This is a genomic window from Methanobacterium sp., assembly GCA_012838205.1.
Lineage (GTDB): Archaea > Methanobacteriota > Methanobacteria > Methanobacteriales > Methanobacteriaceae > Methanobacterium.
Genome location: DUPR01000046.1, coordinates 17,436 through 33,994 on the forward strand (window position 1 = coordinate 17,436; position 16,559 = coordinate 33,994).

Sequence of the window (16,559 nt, forward strand, 5' to 3'; positions counted from 1 at the left end):
AATATTGTTAACAACTAAATTTTTAACCAACCTTAGTTTTCCAATATTTGTTGATGATGAAAAAGTTTAAAAAAAAGGTGATTTTATGTATCTAGGAAGAATATTGGCAGTTGGAAGTAATAAAGAAGGGAATTTCGTGGCTTATAGAGTTTCCAGTCGGTCTTTTCCCAACAGAACTACCCAAACATTCCAGAATAGGGTAGCTGTTGTTCCTAAAGAAGGTTATGAAACAGATGTATTTAAAAGTCCATATATTGCCTATAACTGCATTCGATTAGAAAATGAAGTTGCAGTAGTTTCCAATGGATCCCACACCGATGTGATAGCCGAAAAAATAACTTCAGGAATGAGCATTAGGGATGCTTTAACTCTTTCTCTTTTAACCATGGATTATGAGAAAGATGATTTTAATACTCCTCGGATTGCAGGGGCTACCACTCTAAATGGTGAATCATACATCGGAATTATTACTCATGAAAAGGTACAAGTGGAAAAAGTACCTGAAGGCAAAGCATGTTATATTGCTGTTTATGAACATATTGCTCCCCAAATAGTTGAATTTGATGCAACCAATGCATCAGAAGCTGCTCAATTCATAATGGACCAGGGGACATTTGCTCAATTCACCAATCCTGTGAGTTCTGCAGCTGCATTTGGTCGGGAAACATGGGATTTAAAATCAATTTAAACGCATGTTTTTCTTATTTATCAAATTACAAAAAAACCTAAACTCAAACATCATCTCAAAAAAAACCTTAATATGTTTTTTAATATGTGCTGGTCATACATTGATTATTATTAGTTGTTGGGTGAAAATATGGAAATAAAGGTTATTGGCATTAAAAACATTCCTTTAATAAAGAAAGGCGATGATTTATCCCAATTAATTCTGAAATCTGCGGATAGTCAAAATATTAAGTTGGATGATGGGGATATTCTAGTTATTGCTGAAACTGCTGTGGCCAAAGCCGATGGAAATGTTATTAACCTAAAAAATATTGAACCCGGAAAACAAGCTTATAATCTTGCTAAACTTACTGGAAAAGAAGCAGAACTTGTTGAAGCAATAATTGAGGAGTCTAATGAAATAGTCAAAGTGGGTCCTGATTTCATTATTTGTGAAACTAAGCATGGTTTTGTTTGTGCCAATGCAGGTATTGATGAATCTAATGTAGATAAAGGGATGGCAACACCTATTCCCTTGAATCCCGATTCCAGTGCCCATCAGATAAGGAAAAAAATGGAAATTAGTACTGGAAAAAAAATAGCAGTCATTATATCTGATACACAAGGAAGAGCATTCCGTGAAGGTGCAATTGGAACTGCAATAGGTATTTCAGGGATGGAACCACTTTGGGATCGTTGCGGCGAATTTGATCTATATGGAAGGGAATTAAAAACAACCAGCATAGCTGTAGCAGATGAATTAGCCTCAGCCGCATCCCTAGTTATGGGGCAAGCAAATGAAGGAATACCTGTAGTTATTATTAAAGGAATTTCTTACTTTGATAAACTTGAAAATGACAAAGCCACTATAAATCCATTGATAAGGCCAAAAAAATATGATGTATTTCGTGATTAATATATATTATATAAATAAAATCTAAATTCTTTAATTGACGAAAATGATTGAAAAAAATGAAAAATAGTAGTATTTAAAAAAAAGTTTTAGATCTTAAAAATCAATGATCATTAATATGAGATGATGATATGCCTATAAATCAGATTGAAACCCAACTCGAAGCTATAACTACCACCATCGCATATCTGGAAAAACAAGAATCTTGTGATCCAGAAATGCTAGAAAAGTTAAAAATTGAACGCGAACGTCTCTTAAGAGAACTGAACGTGCATCAGATTTAAAATTAATAATAGAGTATAAAATGATAAGCGTCCTTTCCGGTGGTACTGGAACTCCGAAACTCCTGCAAGGCATGGTACAAGTTACAAAACCTGAAAATATCACAGTAATTGTAAATACCATTGAAAATAATTACTTCTCTGGAGTTTATGTTGCTCCCGATGTGGATACTGTTATTTACACCTTAGCTGGAATCATCAATGAGGACACATGGTACGGAGTTAAAGATGATAGTTTTATTACCCATGAACGTTTGAAAGAAATTGGTTGCCCAGAAACCCTTAGAATTGGGGACCGTGATAGGGCCCTGAAAATTCAGAAAACAATTTTAATGGAAAATAATTCTCTTTCACAAGCCATTGATATTCAAAGGAAAGAATTGGGCATTAAATCATTGATAATTCCCATGAGTGATGATGAATCACATATAACCATCAGTACAGATGCAGGTGAAATGGAGTTTCACGAATTTCTGGTTGAACATCAGGGAAAACCTGAAGTTCTTGAAGTAAACTATCAGAAGGTTGATCCTGCTTGTGGAGTAATAGAGTCTATAGAAAATTCTGATATGGTGGTTATCGGACCATCAAATCCCATAACCTCGATTGAACCAATAATTTCAGCAAGAAACGTAACTAAAGCCTTGAAAAATGCTTATGTTGTTGCTGTTTCCCCAATAATAGGAAATCAGCCAGTCAGTGGTCCTGCAGCTAAATTTATGGAGGCCAAAGGATACGAAGTTTCGTCGATTGGAGTAGCGAAAATATATCAAAATTTTTTGGACAAATTCATTATAGATTTGTTAGATGCAAAGTATCAGGAAGAAATAGAAAAACTAATATCGGATGTTATGTTAACACAGACCATCATGAGAAATAATGATGACAAAATAAATTTAGCCAGATGTATTATTGGGTGAAAATGTATGATTCAAATGACTTTAATTCAGATTGACAACTACGGGCCTTGGACCGTTACTCCTACACCTAGGGCCGAATCAGACTTGCAAATCTTGCAGGCAGAGTTATACGCAGATGTTCAAAGGCAATTCGCAGCTAAAGGTGGATTGGTCTTCTTCACCCGCTTTGACAATATGCTGGCAGTTACAAACGGAGTGGATATGGAACATCACTTGCATATCCAGAAATCAATTGGAAACCGTTACCCCATAACCTTAAGTATGGGCGTGGGAACTGCTGAAACACCCTATGAAGCACAGAGAAGCGCTACCAGTGCCTTACAAAAATATGGTGGAGCCCAATCTGAAGAACGCAGCGAAATATTAGCCATTGAAGGATTAGTAAATCCAGATGATAGCTTTGTGCAAATAGCCCACATCGACATCAACGGTATCACTGATTCCTTAACTGATATTATTCCAGCATATGATACTTCTTTTATTGTCAATAGAGTTCAACATTTCTTAATGAAAAAGTTAATTGAAAAAGGTTCATTACTCTTCTTTATTGGAGGAGATAACTTTATGTCTCCTTGTAACGGCATGACACCAGAAGGAATACTTAAAGTCATTGAAGAAATTGAAGAGGAAATCAACATTGCCTTGAAAGCAGGGGTAGGTAAGGCACCCACAGCTGAAAAAGCAGCGAATCTTGCTGATCTCGCATTGGAAGAGATCAGAGATGGGAATACCTACAATTTGGTTCATGTGATGAAATAAGTTACTTAAAGAAATATAAATAGCCAAAAATCATTTTTCAAAAAAAAAATATTGATTACTTAAAATCATCAAAATATCATATCTAATTATAATCCAATGAAAACCGTCTAAAAATGATCAACTTTTGATTAAATTTTTAATTTACTGATAAATTATTGAATTTATTTAAGTGGAGTTGAATTAAATTAAAGTCTTAGCTCCCATGGCCGGCATTACTGATGGGACATTCTGCAGAGGCTTGTTAAATCATGGTTTTGACATGATAACTTTAGGTGGTTATAACGCAGACCCCCCCACTGTACGTGCAGGTCGAGAAATTCTCTCACGCGGAAGGCCTGAATTTGACATTAACGAAGAAGAACTAGTTGAGCACATTGACAAACAAACCAAATTAATCAAAGATCAAGATTTTTGGAATGGCCTAATCTCAGTTAACCTTCGTTCAATTACTCCTGAACCAATCATTGCGATATCCAAGCTTAAAAATGTGGATGTGGTGGAAATTAATGCCCACTGTAGACAACCAGAAATAACAAAACTAGGGTGTGGGCAAGAACTATTAAAAAGGACAGTTTTTTTGGAAAATTTCACTAAAGAAGTGGTTCGAAAAGCCAAGAGTCAAGTTTCAGTTAAGATCAGGGCCAATGTTCCAGAAGTTGATGATATTACTATAGTAAAAACAATTGAAAAAACTAATGTAGATTACTTGCATGTAGATGCTATGAGCCCTGGTTTTGACACTGCAGATTATGATTTAGTCAAAAATATTCGTGATGCAACTACGCTATTCATTATTGGTAACAATTCAATAAAGGATATTGAATCTGCAAGAAAGATGTTATCCTCAGGTGCTGATGGAATATCCATTGCTCGGGCTGCTATTAATGGAACATTGCCTTTTGATCTATCCAAAATATAGGAAGTCAAGATTTCCAATATAAAATTTTTAATATAAAATCATATAAAATAAAGAACAATGATCAAAATATAAGAACCAAAAGAAATATTTAATAAAAATAACTCATGAATTTAATTATTAAACATAGGTGGTTAAATGTCTTTCATAGAACTAAAAAACGTCACCAAAACCTTTAACGGAGCAAATGCCCTTAAAAACCTGAATATAACCATAGAAGAAGGACAAGTCCTGGGTGTTCTGGGAAGAAGTGGCTCTGGTAAATCTGTTCTCCTTAATATGCTGAGGGGCATGAAGGATTATCGTCCAACTGAAGGTGAAATTATATACAATCTTGCTGTTTGTCCATATTGTTTAAGGGTAGAACCACCTTCAATGTCAGATAAAGTTTGTGGATGCGGAACCAAATTCGAATCTCAGAGAGTTGATTTCTGGAATGCGGATCGAAAACTTTTTGCAGCTATTAAAAGGCGCATATCCATTATGTTGCAGAGGACTTTTGCTTTGTACGAAGATGACACTGTAATTGATAATGTTATAAAGTCCATAACTGGGCACACTGAAGAAGAAAGCACATACATGGCCATTGACCTTTTAGATCTGGCTCAGATGACTCACAGAATTACCCATATTGCCCGTGATCTATCAGGTGGAGAAAAACAAAGAGTTGTTCTAGCCCGACAAATTGCCAAAGAACCTATGCTATTTCTAGCTGACGAACCCACCGGTACTCTAGACCCCCAAACTGCGGAATTAATCCACAAAGCGTTAATTGAGGGTGTGAAGGATAAACACACTACCATGGTAATCACCTCACACTGGCCAGAAGTTATGCGTCAGATATCTGATTATGTGGTTTGGTTGGAAAATGGAGAGGTGATGGAGGAAGGAAATCCAGAAAAAGTGGTTCAAAGCTTCTTAGATCAAGTTCCTCTCCCTGAAAAGAAAGAAGAATTCGAAACAGGTGGTCCCATAATTCAAATGGAAGGAGTAAAAAAACATTACTACTCCATTGAAAGAGGAGTTATCAAAGCAGTGGATGGTATTGATCTCACAGTAGATGAAGGAGAGATATTTGGAATAGTAGGACTTTCCGGTGCAGGAAAAACTACACTTTCTCGTATCCTTTACGGCCTAACCGATCCTAGCAGTGGCCAGATAGAGGTTAAATTAGGAGATAACTGGATAGACATGACCGAAAAAGGAATATTTGGCAGAGGTCGTGTGAAGCCATATTTGGGAATCTTGCACCAAGAATATAGTCTCTACCCTCACCGAAACGTTCTGGGTAACCTCACTGAAGCAATCAGTCTGGAACTACCTGCTGAATTTGCCAAAATGAAAGCTTTGTACGTACTTCACGCAGTTGGCTTCGATGAGAACTATGCTGAAAAAATAATAACCAAATATCCCGACGAACTGAGTGGTGGAGAACGTCACAGAGTTGCATTAGCCCAAGTTCTCATTAAAGAACCGAACATAGTCATATTAGATGAGCCAACCGGCACTATGGATCCTATAACCAGAGTACAAGTTACTGATTCTATCCATGGAGCTCGAGATGAATTAAATCAAACTTTCCTCATCATCAGCCACGATATGGACTTTGTTCTGGACGTATGTGACCGTGCTGCCCTCATGAGAGGTGGAAAAATCCTTAAAATAGGATTACCTGCAGATATTGTGGAAGATTTAACCCCCTCTGAAAAAGAAAGAATGTTAAAGGAGGAATAAGATGGTATGGGAAGATGCGCCATCACATGTATGCCGAGGGGGAGATAAAAGAGCAATGACATTCTGCTGTCCTCCAGTAAAGCCATGCCCCATAACACTTGCTCTTGAAGATGCAGGAATTAGTGCACAAGAATATGTTGAAATAAAAGAGAATTTTGGAAAAAAAACACGCCTCGGAGAGGGTGAAGGAACTTGTTTCGGATCATTGGTTTGGTGTTGTAAACCCTCCAAACCATGCCCACTCAGAGATATGGTATTGCGCAGGATAGAAATGACAACCGACGAATACATGAATTTAAAACACCAATTATCACAGGAATTAGTTGGACATGACCCTGTAAATAATGAAGCCGATATCAAAGCCCTTTCTGAAACCTTTAATGTGTCTCTAGATGAAGCAGCTCAAGTTCTCTCTGAGTGCGGAAATGATATTAAAACTGCCATTAAAATCATAAGAATGAAAAATTTGGAGTTATAAGAGGGAGAGTATCAAGATGGGATGGACTCCCCTCTACTTAGATCTGCAAGATAAAAACGTGTTAGTAGTAGGATCAGGAGAAGTAGGTCAAAGAAGAGCACAGCGTTTCCTCAGTTCAGGAGCAAACGTGATTATTATATCCAGACACACTTCAGATGAGTTAAAAAAAATGGGAGCCCTCTACAAATCCCGGAAAGAGCTTAAAAAATGGGTAGAGTGGGCAGATCTAATGGTAGTGGCCAGTTCAGATTCCCAATTAAATCAAAAAGCTACTTTTTTATCTAAAGATAAATTAATAAACAGAGCAGACTATCCTGAACACGGAAATCTAATTGTTCCATCCGTATTTTCCATAGGTGATGTTCAATTTTCAATTTTCACCCAAGGTAAAAGCCCGCTGATGGCTAAAGAGCTGAGAAAACGCATTGAGTCTATTGTTAAAAATAAAGACATTTTTCAACTTGAACTGCAACATTTCACCCGCCAATTATTGAAAAAAAAAGTAACAGATCAAAAAAAACGCCGCGATTATTTATACCAAATCTTAAATGATAAGAAGATAAATGAATTTTTAGATAATGGTGAAGTAGACGAAGCACATGATTACGTTACTCAAATTCTAGAAAATCTGAATTAAATAATAAAATCTAAAAAAAAATTAAATCCTATTTAAACTACTTAATATTAATTAAAATAAAATTATTAATAGATCCTATCCATGATCTGGAGGAACACAATGATTCTAAATATCAGAATCGATCATAAAACAGCAGATATTGGTAAAATTGAAGAGTCTACCATGAAAATGGATGAAATTTTCACCAAAATCCAAGAAGATCATGAGATACAAGAACATGTTCAGATAAAAACTTGTAACCGTGCTGAAATTTACCTTGTAATGGATGATTCCCCCCTAAACTATCATTGGGATGGCTTGGTAGTTGAAAAGAATGAAAAAGCCTTGGAACATGTTCTTAAGCTTTCTTGTGGATTAGAATCTATGATAATTGGTGAAGATCAGATATTAGGCCAGTTGAAAGATGCCTATAAAACCAGTGTTAAAAAGATGTCTTGCGGCCCTGTTTTAGGCACAGTATTTACGAAAGCCATACATGTTGGACAGGCAGTGCGTAAAAAAACACAAATTAATCAAGGATCTGTTTCTATAGGTTCAGCTGCTGTGGATCTAGCCGAATCAGTTCTTGGTGATCTAAAATGTAAAAAAGTATTAGTTATAGGGGCCGGTAAGATGGGAACACTAGTAGCCAAGGCCCTGGTGGAAAAACACCTTAAAGCCATTGTAGTTGCTAATCGAACATATGATCGGGCCGTTTGCCTAGCCAAAGAATTGGGAGGGAGTGCTATACATTTTGATCGCCTGTCCAAGGCAATGTCCGATGCAGATGTGGTTATAAGTGCTACTGGAGCCCCCCATACCATACTCACCACTGAAAAAGTAAAACTTGCAATCAATCCCGAAAACTTGAAAAAAATGGTTATGGTAGATATTGCTAACCCACGAGATATTGAAGAAGACATTGCAAAATTAGGAGTTAAACTATATAATATAGATGATTTAAGGGGAATAGCAGACAAAAACAAAAAGATGCGTAAATCTAAGGCAAAAAAAGCTGAAAACATAATTGCTGAAGAATTAGAACTTTTGGAAAAATCTTTAAGGCACCTTAAAGTAGAGCCCATCATAGCTAATATACGATCACAAGCTGAAAACATTCGAATTCGGGAAACAGAGAAGGCTTGCCGCATGATGGGAGATATTGAGGGTAAAGAAAGGATTGTGGATGATCTTACCAAAGTTGTGGTTGACCGTGTATTTTCAGACATAATCAGTAATCTTAAAGAAGCAGCAGAAAATGATAATGAAGAAGTACTAAAGTCTGCTGAGTTCCTTTTTAAAAAAAAATGAAATAAATATCATTTTGATATCAAATTAACTATTTTTTATAGTCAAATTTATTTTATAATTTAACATCTCAAAAAATATTTTCGGAAATTATAATTAATCTATGCCATCTGAAACATCAATCAGTCCCAATAAACGTGTGGTGAATATCATTAGGAAAGGAGCAAAAAAAACCGTGGAAATAATATCTCCTAATGATGAGCCAATATAGGGCAATTCATGCATGGTGTCAAAAACAACTTGTTGAATTATATAAAGGACAAAAACCGTGATAAATGATACCAATAGCATGTTTTTCAGTCCCACCAATCGTATTTTTCGGAATACCATTGAAAAGTCAAAAGCAGAAAGTATACGCCCATGATGGTGGGCCATGTTCAAAACTGCCCCCTGAAACATGATGTTAAAGGCTAAAAAGAATATAATCACAAATAATAAAGCATATTGCATAATTATAGGGCCTAAATCTAGATTTAAAAGGTATTCAAACTCTGAAACTCCAATTACAACCAGAATCAGAGGCACTATAAAATATAGGAGTAAGATCACACTCTCCTTCACCCCATGCCAGAACAGATCCAATGGATTATGAAAACTGGGGGGCTTGCTGGAACCCTGGACTGTTTCTTCCACAATACGAAAACCATAGCCTATCTCCATGAACGATAAAAAAACCACAACAATAAGAATTATGATATCATTTATTCCTTTTATTATTGATGGGATGTCGAAATCAATCAAATGATCAGTTAAAAAAATAATTAGTCCCAATATAAGAATATTTTGCCAGTTTGCGATAGTGTAGCGCAAAGCATTGGACATTTTTCCCTTCATTAAAATCCATTCCTTAGTTTAAAATGCTGATGAAAAAATCATCATGCTTAGATTATTCTTAGTAACTAAAAGATATCCCTATTCATACAATATCTAATAATCATCTAATTTAATCTAGACCCAGAAAACCAATACATTTTGTAAAATTAAGAGTTATCCTAAATTATTCTTTACATCAGACCCTTCACCCCCGTGGTGGAGAATACAATCTAGGAAAAGAATTCCAACAGAAGTAATAATCTGCCACATTGAAAAAAACCTGAAAATCTAATATAGTTCAAAAATGGCAATTTCAACACGTTTATCAGCAGCATGTTAAATGGGAAAACCATTTCCCATGCATTTTTGAAATTATTAAAATAAAAAGAGCTCATGTAACTATCAGGCAAACATGCCCTTTGGTTCATTAGTTTCTTTTTTGTAATGTTTCAGAGCGTAATGGAAGTCTTCCATAGTTACAACATCCTTATCTTCAGAGATGGCTTTGTGGAGGGCTACCTTCAGTAAGCGGTCTTTAATGTCCCTACCAGACATTCCCCTGGAAAGATGTGCTAGTTTTCCAAGATCTTGGTCAACTGGTAAGGGCATGGAATTAACGTACATTTCAAGGATTTGTCTTCTTTCATTTTTATCAGGAAGAACAAATTCAATTTCCTCTTCAAATCTACTTCTGAGAGCATAATCCAACAATTGAGGATTATTAGTGGCTCCAATCGTTACCACCCCCAAGTTAGGGTTGATACCATCCATCTCAGTCAAAAGAGCATTCACCACTTCGGAAACATCTCCCCTGAGGGACTGATACCGGCGGTCGAGGCCGATGGCATCTATCTCATCTATGAAAATAACTGAGGGTGAGCAAGCAACTGCAGCCTCGAAAAGTTCGTGTATTTGGCGTGCTCCATCCCCCACGTGTTCCCCTATGAGACTTGTGGCCTTAACCAGGAAAAGAGGTACTTGAAGCTCATTAGACAAAGATTTTGCCAGCATTGTTTTTCCTGTACCTGGTGTTCCATGGAATAAAACATTGTTAGGTGCCCATTCCTGAAAACTCTCTGGTTCCTGTAAGTATCGTGTTATGATTTTGCACTTGGTTTTGGCTCTTTCCTGACCTATAACATCAGTGATTTTGAGGTTGCTCTCAATTTTTTTAATTTCCCGAACCTCTTCCACCTCCATGAGGAGGATGGAGGTGTTTTTGGTTATCCTTGAGTCATCGGGATGGGCTTTTATCACTTTAAAAGCAAAATCTGGTAATAATTTTTGGTCAAAAAGGAATGATCCTTCCTTGACCTTGTACCCGACCCATTGTTCTCGGGCGTATAACTCAAAAAGTTCATTGTCAAATATTTCTATTTTTGGATTCTCCACCAAGTTACACAAAAATGGGTATCCAATGGATTGGAGTACAACCATCTTTGTTTCTTTTCCAGAGTCCTCAAGACCAGCGGAAGTCTTTTTCTCGGATACAATAGGATCATTAGTAATGTTATTGTGTTTCAAAATATCACATTAAAATTTTATTGATTCTAATAAAAATTTGACTAAAGCGGGGAAGTATAAAAACTAAATTCATGTTAAAATTATATTTGATGTAGGTTATTAAAGAGCTTTTTGTTAAATATATATAATTCTTGATCTATTGTCAGGGAAAAAAGGAATGATTATCTTTAAGATGCTATTCTGATAGATAGATCAACGCCACCGATCTGATAAAGAATATGTATAAATAGGGTAACCAAATCAAGGAAGACAATCCCCACACAATAAATCCCCCTAATTCCCTATTAAAATGGCTTAAAAACCGAATCAAAGCGGGCACGGCAAACAACAAATTGAAGATAAAAAATACTGTCAAATACCATTTTATTAGGTTACCCCATCCGATATAATTTATTTCACCTATAATTTCACTGAATTGGAATGCTGAGAACAGATCGCCATCGTAGTCTGCCATATTTGCTAATGCCATTAAAAACAGGGGAACTATTACAACCAAATATATAATTCCCGCAGTAGAATAGATAGGCATAAAACTAGAAATAAAAGATAAACTACCAGCAGAAAAAAGGAAAAACTCCCCTACTTGTGACTGTATAATATTATCTATAATTAATGAATTAAAATCTATGCCATACATAGAAAGAACTTCTGGAAATGACGAGGTCATTAAAAACATTGAATGAAGCAAAATTAAGATAGCAGGGAGGATGTAGACTAATGCTACCAAGTAAATCTTTAAACCATCTCGTAACATTTCAATCCAATTGTCAAATTTTGGTAGTTCGTTCACATCATCTAAAGATGATTTTAAAATTCTAAATAAATACCCGTTGACAAAAAATCCTATAATAAACCCTGCAATGATAAATAATCGGTAAATTACAACATTTGTTACCCCCAAATAATCACTGCTTCTTGCAAGACTAATTGCAAATATAATAATTCCCAATGTCAAAATTTTCTTCCAGTCTGAAAGCGGATATTTCAAAGAATCAATAACTATTTCCTTTATAGCCATATAATCACTGAAAATATTAGAAAAATAATTATATTTAAAAATTTGTAAATTTGACCGAGTTCCAGAGATAATCCTTATAATAACAATGATTTTAACTTTTTTAAAGAATATTCAAGATTTATTCAATCTTTTATCGTTAATCAAATGGATATTCACCCAGATATTGGCCAATTTTTTTATAGTGAAAAGGATACCAAAACCTTTAAATATTTTGTTCTACTACAATAGAACATTCGATATATGCAGAACTATTCGGCATTTGTAAAACAAATTTAGCATATACGAAAACCCCAAAAAATGAATAAACTTGTTCCAAATTGGAGGAAATAATATGGGATTTGTTGATTTAATTAAAAAACCAGGAGTATTTAAAGAAGATGACCAAGGAGGAGATAAAATGGATAAAAAAGAAGCATTAGACATGTTTTGTTACCAGTGCTCGCAAACAGCACGTGAAACTGGTTGTACTATTGTAGGAGTATGTGGAAAACAACCCACAGTGGCTAGGCTACAAGACAACTTGTTATTCGCCATAAAGGGAATATCAGCCTATTTATACCACGCCCGTGAGTTAGGATATACTGATGATGAGGTAGATGCCTTCCTAGAGAAAGGTTTCTTCTCTACACTGACCAACGTTAACTTCAACGCTGAGGACCTGGTTGAACTAGCCTTGGAAGCAGGACGAATGAATATCAAAACTATGCAACTTCTAAAAAAAGCTCACATCGAAACTTACGGCGAACCAGAACCAACTGAAGTACCAGTAGGATCAATTAAAGGTCCTGGAATTGTGGTGACCGGACACAGCCTCAAAAACTTAGAAGATCTCTTGAAACAGACTGAAGGAAAAGGTATCAATGTATACACTCACTCGGAAATGTTACCAGCCCATGGATATCCCGGACTTAAAAAATACAAACACTTAGTAGGACAACTGGGAGGACCATGGTTTGACCAAAAACAGACCTTTTCCAAATATCCTGTAGCTATTCTGGGAACTTCCAACTGTGTACTCTTACCAAAAGATGAATACAAAGAAAGAATGTTCACCAGTGGTGTAGCTCAGTTACCCGGAGTTCAACACATAGACGACAACGATTTCACCCCTGTAATTGAAAAAGCACTAGAATTGCCAGAATTGGATGATGAACCCCGTGATACTGTATTAACAACTGGATTTGGGGCCTCCACAGTCCTATCTCTTGCACCTAAAATCAAAGAATTGGTAGAAGCTGGAAAAATAAAACAATTTATCTTGGTTGGAGGATGTGACTCTCCGAAACCACAAGCCAAATACTACAGAGAATTCGTTGAAAAACTCCCACAAGAAGCTGTGGTACTCACTCTTGCTTGCGGAAAATACCGATTCAATGATTTGGATCTAGGAGACATTGAAGGAGTACCCCGCTTAATTGATCTAGGACAATGTAATGATGCCATAGTCGCCGTAGATATTGCTGTAGCTTTAACTGAACTATTCGGTGTTGAACTCAATGAATTGCCATTAACCTTGGTTTTAAGCTGGATGGAGCAAAAAGCAGTGGCAATACTATGGAGTTTGCTCGCACTAGACATTAAAAACATGTATATCGGACCAATAATACCTGGCTGGGCAAATGACGATATTCTTAATGTTTTAGTAGAAAAGTATGGTTTAACGCCAATTGGAGATCCAGAAGAAGATATAAAAGCCATCATGGGGTAATTATGTTACCCTATTTCCACTTTTTCTTAATTCAGGATTTTAAATTTTAGGGGAATAGTTACATCATAATTGATTAAATTAGTAACTAAACAATAAAGGGATGTATCAAATGAAAGTAGTAAAAAAAGATGAAACCCCAATCGCAGACACTCCACACAAGGTAGATGTACGAAAATTGTACGATACCGAAAATGCACAAGCTGTTCATATCAAACTTGAGCCAGGAGAATCTCTCAAAAAACACATCACCCCTGTCGATGTATTTTTCTATGTTTTAGAAGGTGTTGGCATTGTTGAGATAGGTGATGAGAAGAAACAGGTCACTAGAGATACACTAATTGATAGTCCTGCCCGTATACCTCACTGCTGGTATAATGAGAGCGATCAAACACTTCGATTCTTGGTTGTTAAAGTACCTAGACCCACTGAAAATACCAGATTATTATAAAACTTTAAAAGAGATGATAAATTGTCGAAAAAAGTTATTGATGAGGATAAAGCATTTGAACAAGCATTGAAAGGGAAAATGGGTTGGAAATGTTCCTGTGCCCTTGAAATAATTGATAAAAAGTCATCTTTACGCGATGTTACTTGTAAAAAATGCGGTAAGACTTTTAAAACTGATAGAAAGACCGACACGTGCTTTCGTTGCGAAAGAGGCCAATAATTACAGCTAATCTGCAATACCTGAAAAATCTCCACAAGGATTAAAAAAATGGTAAATAATGTGAAAGAAAACGAAATAAAACCTTCAAAACCACCAGATAACAGCCAAATAGAACTTTTTGCAACTCCTGAAGGTGTGTTGGCTATTAAAAGCCCTGTTAGAGTGAAAATCCTATCAATGTTGAGAAATGGTGATTTGAGCTTTGATGAAATTGTGAAGCTTTCAGGCCGTGCAAAATCCACTGTATCAAGTCATCTTAAAGCAATGAGCCGTGATGGGATAATTAACTCCCGTGTTGACCCTGAAGATGCTCGTAAAAAGATATTTTACATCCAATCAGGGTATATTGGAAAATTACATCGCCAAAAACTTCAAGAAGATATTTCAGCTTATATCCAGAGGTACATTGCCAGTGAAAATGAACCTTTTGAATTTTTTAGACTCATCTTCCACACCCTGAGGATTTCTCTATTAAATCAAGGAGTTGACATAGATCCAATACTTTATGAAGCTGGTTTAAAAGTTGGAGATGCTTTATACGAAAAAGTGAAAGATCCGGATCAGTCTACTTTTCTTTCTAATATTGCTCAATTCTGGAAAACCCACAACTTGGGATCTATAAAGATTCATAGTTTAAAACCAATTACCATAAGTGTAACCGATTGTTTCGAATGCAGTGGCCTTCCTTATTTAGGACGACCTGCCTGTGCATTTGATAGCGGAATATTAGAATCATTATTCAGTTCATACAACCAGGAAAAGGTAAAAGTTTTGGAAACTGCATGTTATGCCTTGGGAGATAAAGCATGCCGTTTTGTCATCCAATAAAAATGCAAAATGGATCTAGCATGTAATTTTTCCAGTGTCCACAGATCATAACTTCTGCATAATATAAATTCAGAATTATAGACTGAATACTAAATCTACTTCAAAATATGAATATTAATCTTGAATTTAATCTTGAATAGCCCTAAATCTTGCTTTAGCCGCTAACCATCTAATTTCCCGTTCTTTTACTTTCAAATAGTCCGCATCTTCGTCGATAAACTTGTTAATGAGATTAATTAACACGTTTTCTTCGATTACATCATGAACAAACTCTAATAATTCTGTATCACTTGAACAATCTGCATTATCCAAGAAATTGAACCCAACTTGCTCTCCCATTAAACCACCCAGTATTCCGAGTAATATTTTGTTTAAACCAATATATACTTTATCAATACTTTATCAAAAGATTCTCATAATTCATTTAATGTTCAATAATTAATTAATAATGAAAAGGAATATTAACAGATATTTATAAATTAGTCACCTTTTTTATTGTTAAATTTGAAAATAGTATTCATTATCAGATTTATTCTAAAGTAAATTTTGGTATTTTTGCTTCATTATAAGAGCATCTCTTTCCAGAAAAGGAGTTTCACAAATTATAGTAGCATACCAACCACATTCAATAAGTGTTTCCAACAATAAGTCTAATGGTGGGCCAAATTCAGTTTCATTCAAAACATGATGTTTTCTCTCACCGGCATCTGTGTACTCGATCTTGGTGAAATGGCAATGTAGAGGTTGAACTTTTTTACCAACATCCACCAGGACATCCTCTAATTTCCTTAATATTTTAAAATAATCATCTAATTCTTTAATACAGCCTCTGCCTCTGGCATGTAAATGTGCAAAGTCAATTGTTGGTGAAAAATTATCAAATGAATCACAAATATCTATGATTTCATCTAAATTTCCTAGTTGTGACCTTTTTCCGGTAGTTTCAGGGGCAAAAGTGAAATTTTTAATTCCTAGAGAATCAAGATCATCCATTAATTTTGAAATTGCGAACTTACATCGATTAAGAGCCTCTTGAGGAGTGAATTTTGTATAAAACCCAGGGTGAAAAACAATTCTATACGCTCCCATCCATTCTGCAGCACGGGCTGATTGAACCAGCCTATCAATAGATCTTTCTAAAACATCGTCCTTCTGCGCTGATAAATTGATATAATATGGAGCGTGCATTGAAACCTTAATATCATTTTTTTTAGCATTCTTTTTCAATTTAAGGGCAGATTGTTTCTGAATACGTACTCCGTATGTGGCTTGGTATTCGTAAGCGTCCAATCCTAATTCACGAATGTAACCACATACTTCAACAGTTTGGCCATTGAAACCAATTGGATTTCCTGCTGGGCCGAATAAAATATTTTGTTTCATGTTAAAATTCTATAAATAGGTTGAATG

Annotated in this window: 19 protein-coding genes; 14 read left to right on the plus strand and 5 right to left on the minus strand. The window is 35.6% G+C overall.

Features of this window, described 5'->3' with window-relative positions:
* Positions 1-85 precede the first annotated feature (85 nt).
* The 10 genes from GXZ72_06750 (at position 86) to GXZ72_06795 (ending at position 8,594) form a co-directional block, all read left to right on the plus strand.
* On the plus strand, positions 86-688 hold the full coding sequence (locus GXZ72_06750) for an IMP cyclohydrolase (protein HHT19241.1): 603 nt from the start codon (positions 86-88) through the stop codon (positions 686-688).
* Positions 689-817: 129 nt separating this feature from the next.
* A complete protein-coding gene (locus GXZ72_06755) occupies positions 818-1,582 on the plus strand; it encodes a coenzyme F420-0:L-glutamate ligase (protein ID HHT19242.1) in 765 nt (254 codons plus the stop codon).
* 128 nt (positions 1,583-1,710) lie between these two features.
* The gene (locus GXZ72_06760; protein HHT19243.1) at positions 1,711-1,863 is read left to right on the plus strand and encodes a hypothetical protein; all 153 of its coding nucleotides are present in this window, start codon (positions 1,711-1,713) and stop codon (positions 1,861-1,863) included.
* Between the two features lie 20 nt (positions 1,864-1,883).
* Positions 1,884-2,780 (plus strand): 2-phospho-L-lactate transferase, encoded by an 897-nt coding sequence (locus GXZ72_06765; protein ID HHT19244.1) that lies wholly within the window; start codon positions 1,884-1,886, stop codon positions 2,778-2,780.
* Between the two features lie 6 nt (positions 2,781-2,786).
* Positions 2,787-3,539 (plus strand): GTP cyclohydrolase IIa, encoded by a 753-nt coding sequence (locus GXZ72_06770; protein HHT19245.1) that lies wholly within the window; start codon positions 2,787-2,789, stop codon positions 3,537-3,539.
* 202 nt (positions 3,540-3,741) lie between these two features.
* Positions 3,742-4,458: a hypothetical protein gene (locus GXZ72_06775; GenBank protein ID HHT19246.1), complete on the plus strand. Its 717-nt coding sequence runs from the start codon at positions 3,742-3,744 to the stop codon at positions 4,456-4,458.
* 135 nt (positions 4,459-4,593) lie between these two features.
* Entirely contained in the window at positions 4,594-6,189 is a 1,596-nt protein-coding gene (atwA, locus tag GXZ72_06780) for a methyl coenzyme M reductase system, component A2 (GenBank protein HHT19247.1), read from the plus strand.
* A gap of 1 nt (position 6,190) precedes the next feature.
* On the plus strand, positions 6,191-6,667 hold the full coding sequence (locus GXZ72_06785) for a methanogenesis marker 9 domain-containing protein (GenBank protein ID HHT19248.1): 477 nt from the start codon (positions 6,191-6,193) through the stop codon (positions 6,665-6,667).
* Positions 6,668-6,683: 16 nt separating this feature from the next.
* Entirely contained in the window at positions 6,684-7,304 is a 621-nt protein-coding gene (locus tag GXZ72_06790; protein HHT19249.1) for a bifunctional precorrin-2 dehydrogenase/sirohydrochlorin ferrochelatase, read from the plus strand.
* Between the two features lie 99 nt (positions 7,305-7,403).
* Positions 7,404-8,594, plus strand: a complete 1,191-nt coding sequence (locus GXZ72_06795) for a glutamyl-tRNA reductase (GenBank protein HHT19250.1) — start codon at positions 7,404-7,406, stop codon at positions 8,592-8,594.
* 93 nt (positions 8,595-8,687) lie between these two features.
* On the opposite strand, the gene GXZ72_06800 is transcribed toward GXZ72_06795, so the two are convergent.
* The 3 genes from GXZ72_06800 to GXZ72_06810 all read right to left on the minus strand — a co-directional run bounded on the left by GXZ72_06800 (position 8,688) and on the right by GXZ72_06810 (position 11,946).
* On the minus strand, positions 8,688-9,431 hold the full coding sequence (locus GXZ72_06800) for a DUF4013 domain-containing protein (GenBank protein ID HHT19251.1): 744 nt from the start codon (positions 9,429-9,431) through the stop codon (positions 8,688-8,690).
* 375 nt (positions 9,432-9,806) lie between these two features.
* Complete coding sequence (locus tag GXZ72_06805) at positions 9,807-10,928, minus strand: AAA family ATPase (protein ID HHT19252.1); 1,122 nt, start codon at positions 10,926-10,928, stop codon at positions 9,807-9,809.
* A 175-nt stretch (positions 10,929-11,103) separates the two neighbouring features.
* On the minus strand, positions 11,104-11,946 hold the full coding sequence (locus GXZ72_06810) for a DUF4013 domain-containing protein (protein HHT19253.1): 843 nt from the start codon (positions 11,944-11,946) through the stop codon (positions 11,104-11,106).
* A 397-nt stretch (positions 11,947-12,343) separates the two neighbouring features.
* Between GXZ72_06810 and hcp the strand changes: the two genes are divergently transcribed.
* The 4 genes from hcp to GXZ72_06830 all read left to right on the plus strand — a co-directional run bounded on the left by hcp (position 12,344) and on the right by GXZ72_06830 (position 15,149).
* Positions 12,344-13,654 carry a hydroxylamine reductase gene (gene hcp, locus GXZ72_06815; protein ID HHT19254.1) on the plus strand — a complete coding sequence of 437 codons (1,311 nt, stop codon included), beginning with the start codon at positions 12,344-12,346 and terminating at the stop codon, positions 13,652-13,654.
* A gap of 109 nt (positions 13,655-13,763) precedes the next feature.
* Complete coding sequence (locus GXZ72_06820) at positions 13,764-14,102, plus strand: cupin domain-containing protein (protein HHT19255.1); 339 nt, start codon at positions 13,764-13,766, stop codon at positions 14,100-14,102.
* Between the two features lie 21 nt (positions 14,103-14,123).
* A complete protein-coding gene (locus GXZ72_06825; GenBank protein ID HHT19256.1) occupies positions 14,124-14,321 on the plus strand; it encodes a hypothetical protein in 198 nt (65 codons plus the stop codon).
* A 48-nt stretch (positions 14,322-14,369) separates the two neighbouring features.
* Positions 14,370-15,149 (plus strand): ArsR family transcriptional regulator, encoded by a 780-nt coding sequence (locus tag GXZ72_06830; protein HHT19257.1) that lies wholly within the window; start codon positions 14,370-14,372, stop codon positions 15,147-15,149.
* Between the two features lie 126 nt (positions 15,150-15,275).
* On the opposite strand, the gene GXZ72_06835 is transcribed toward GXZ72_06830, so the two are convergent.
* Entirely contained in the window at positions 15,276-15,488 is a 213-nt protein-coding gene (locus tag GXZ72_06835) for a hypothetical protein (GenBank protein ID HHT19258.1), read from the minus strand.
* A gap of 195 nt (positions 15,489-15,683) precedes the next feature.
* Entirely contained in the window at positions 15,684-16,532 is an 849-nt protein-coding gene (locus GXZ72_06840; protein ID HHT19259.1) for a TIM barrel protein, read from the minus strand.
* Between the last annotated feature and the right edge of the window lie 27 nt (positions 16,533-16,559).

Coding starts and splice junctions, on each gene's coding strand:
- GXZ72_06750 (HHT19241.1), top strand. CDS start 86: ATGTATCTAGGAAGAATATTGGCAGTTGGAAGTAATAAAGAAGGGAAT.
- GXZ72_06755 (HHT19242.1), top strand. CDS start 818: ATGGAAATAAAGGTTATTGGCATTAAAAACATTCCTTTAATAAAGAAA.
- GXZ72_06760 (HHT19243.1), top strand. CDS start 1,711: ATGCCTATAAATCAGATTGAAACCCAACTCGAAGCTATAACTACCACC.
- GXZ72_06765 (HHT19244.1), top strand. CDS start 1,884: ATGATAAGCGTCCTTTCCGGTGGTACTGGAACTCCGAAACTCCTGCAA.
- GXZ72_06770 (HHT19245.1), top strand. CDS start 2,787: ATGATTCAAATGACTTTAATTCAGATTGACAACTACGGGCCTTGGACC.
- GXZ72_06775 (HHT19246.1), top strand. CDS start 3,742: ATGGCCGGCATTACTGATGGGACATTCTGCAGAGGCTTGTTAAATCAT.
- atwA (HHT19247.1), top strand. CDS start 4,594: ATGTCTTTCATAGAACTAAAAAACGTCACCAAAACCTTTAACGGAGCA.
- GXZ72_06785 (HHT19248.1), top strand. CDS start 6,191: ATGGTATGGGAAGATGCGCCATCACATGTATGCCGAGGGGGAGATAAA.
- GXZ72_06790 (HHT19249.1), top strand. CDS start 6,684: ATGGGATGGACTCCCCTCTACTTAGATCTGCAAGATAAAAACGTGTTA.
- GXZ72_06795 (HHT19250.1), top strand. CDS start 7,404: ATGATTCTAAATATCAGAATCGATCATAAAACAGCAGATATTGGTAAA.
- GXZ72_06810 (HHT19253.1), bottom strand. CDS start 11,946: ATGGCTATAAAGGAAATAGTTATTGATTCTTTGAAATATCCGCTTTCA.
- hcp (HHT19254.1), top strand. CDS start 12,344: ATGGATAAAAAAGAAGCATTAGACATGTTTTGTTACCAGTGCTCGCAA.
- GXZ72_06820 (HHT19255.1), top strand. CDS start 13,764: ATGAAAGTAGTAAAAAAAGATGAAACCCCAATCGCAGACACTCCACAC.
- GXZ72_06830 (HHT19257.1), top strand. CDS start 14,370: ATGGTAAATAATGTGAAAGAAAACGAAATAAAACCTTCAAAACCACCA.
- GXZ72_06835 (HHT19258.1), bottom strand. CDS start 15,488: ATGGGAGAGCAAGTTGGGTTCAATTTCTTGGATAATGCAGATTGTTCA.
- GXZ72_06840 (HHT19259.1), bottom strand. CDS start 16,532: ATGAAACAAAATATTTTATTCGGCCCAGCAGGAAATCCAATTGGTTTC.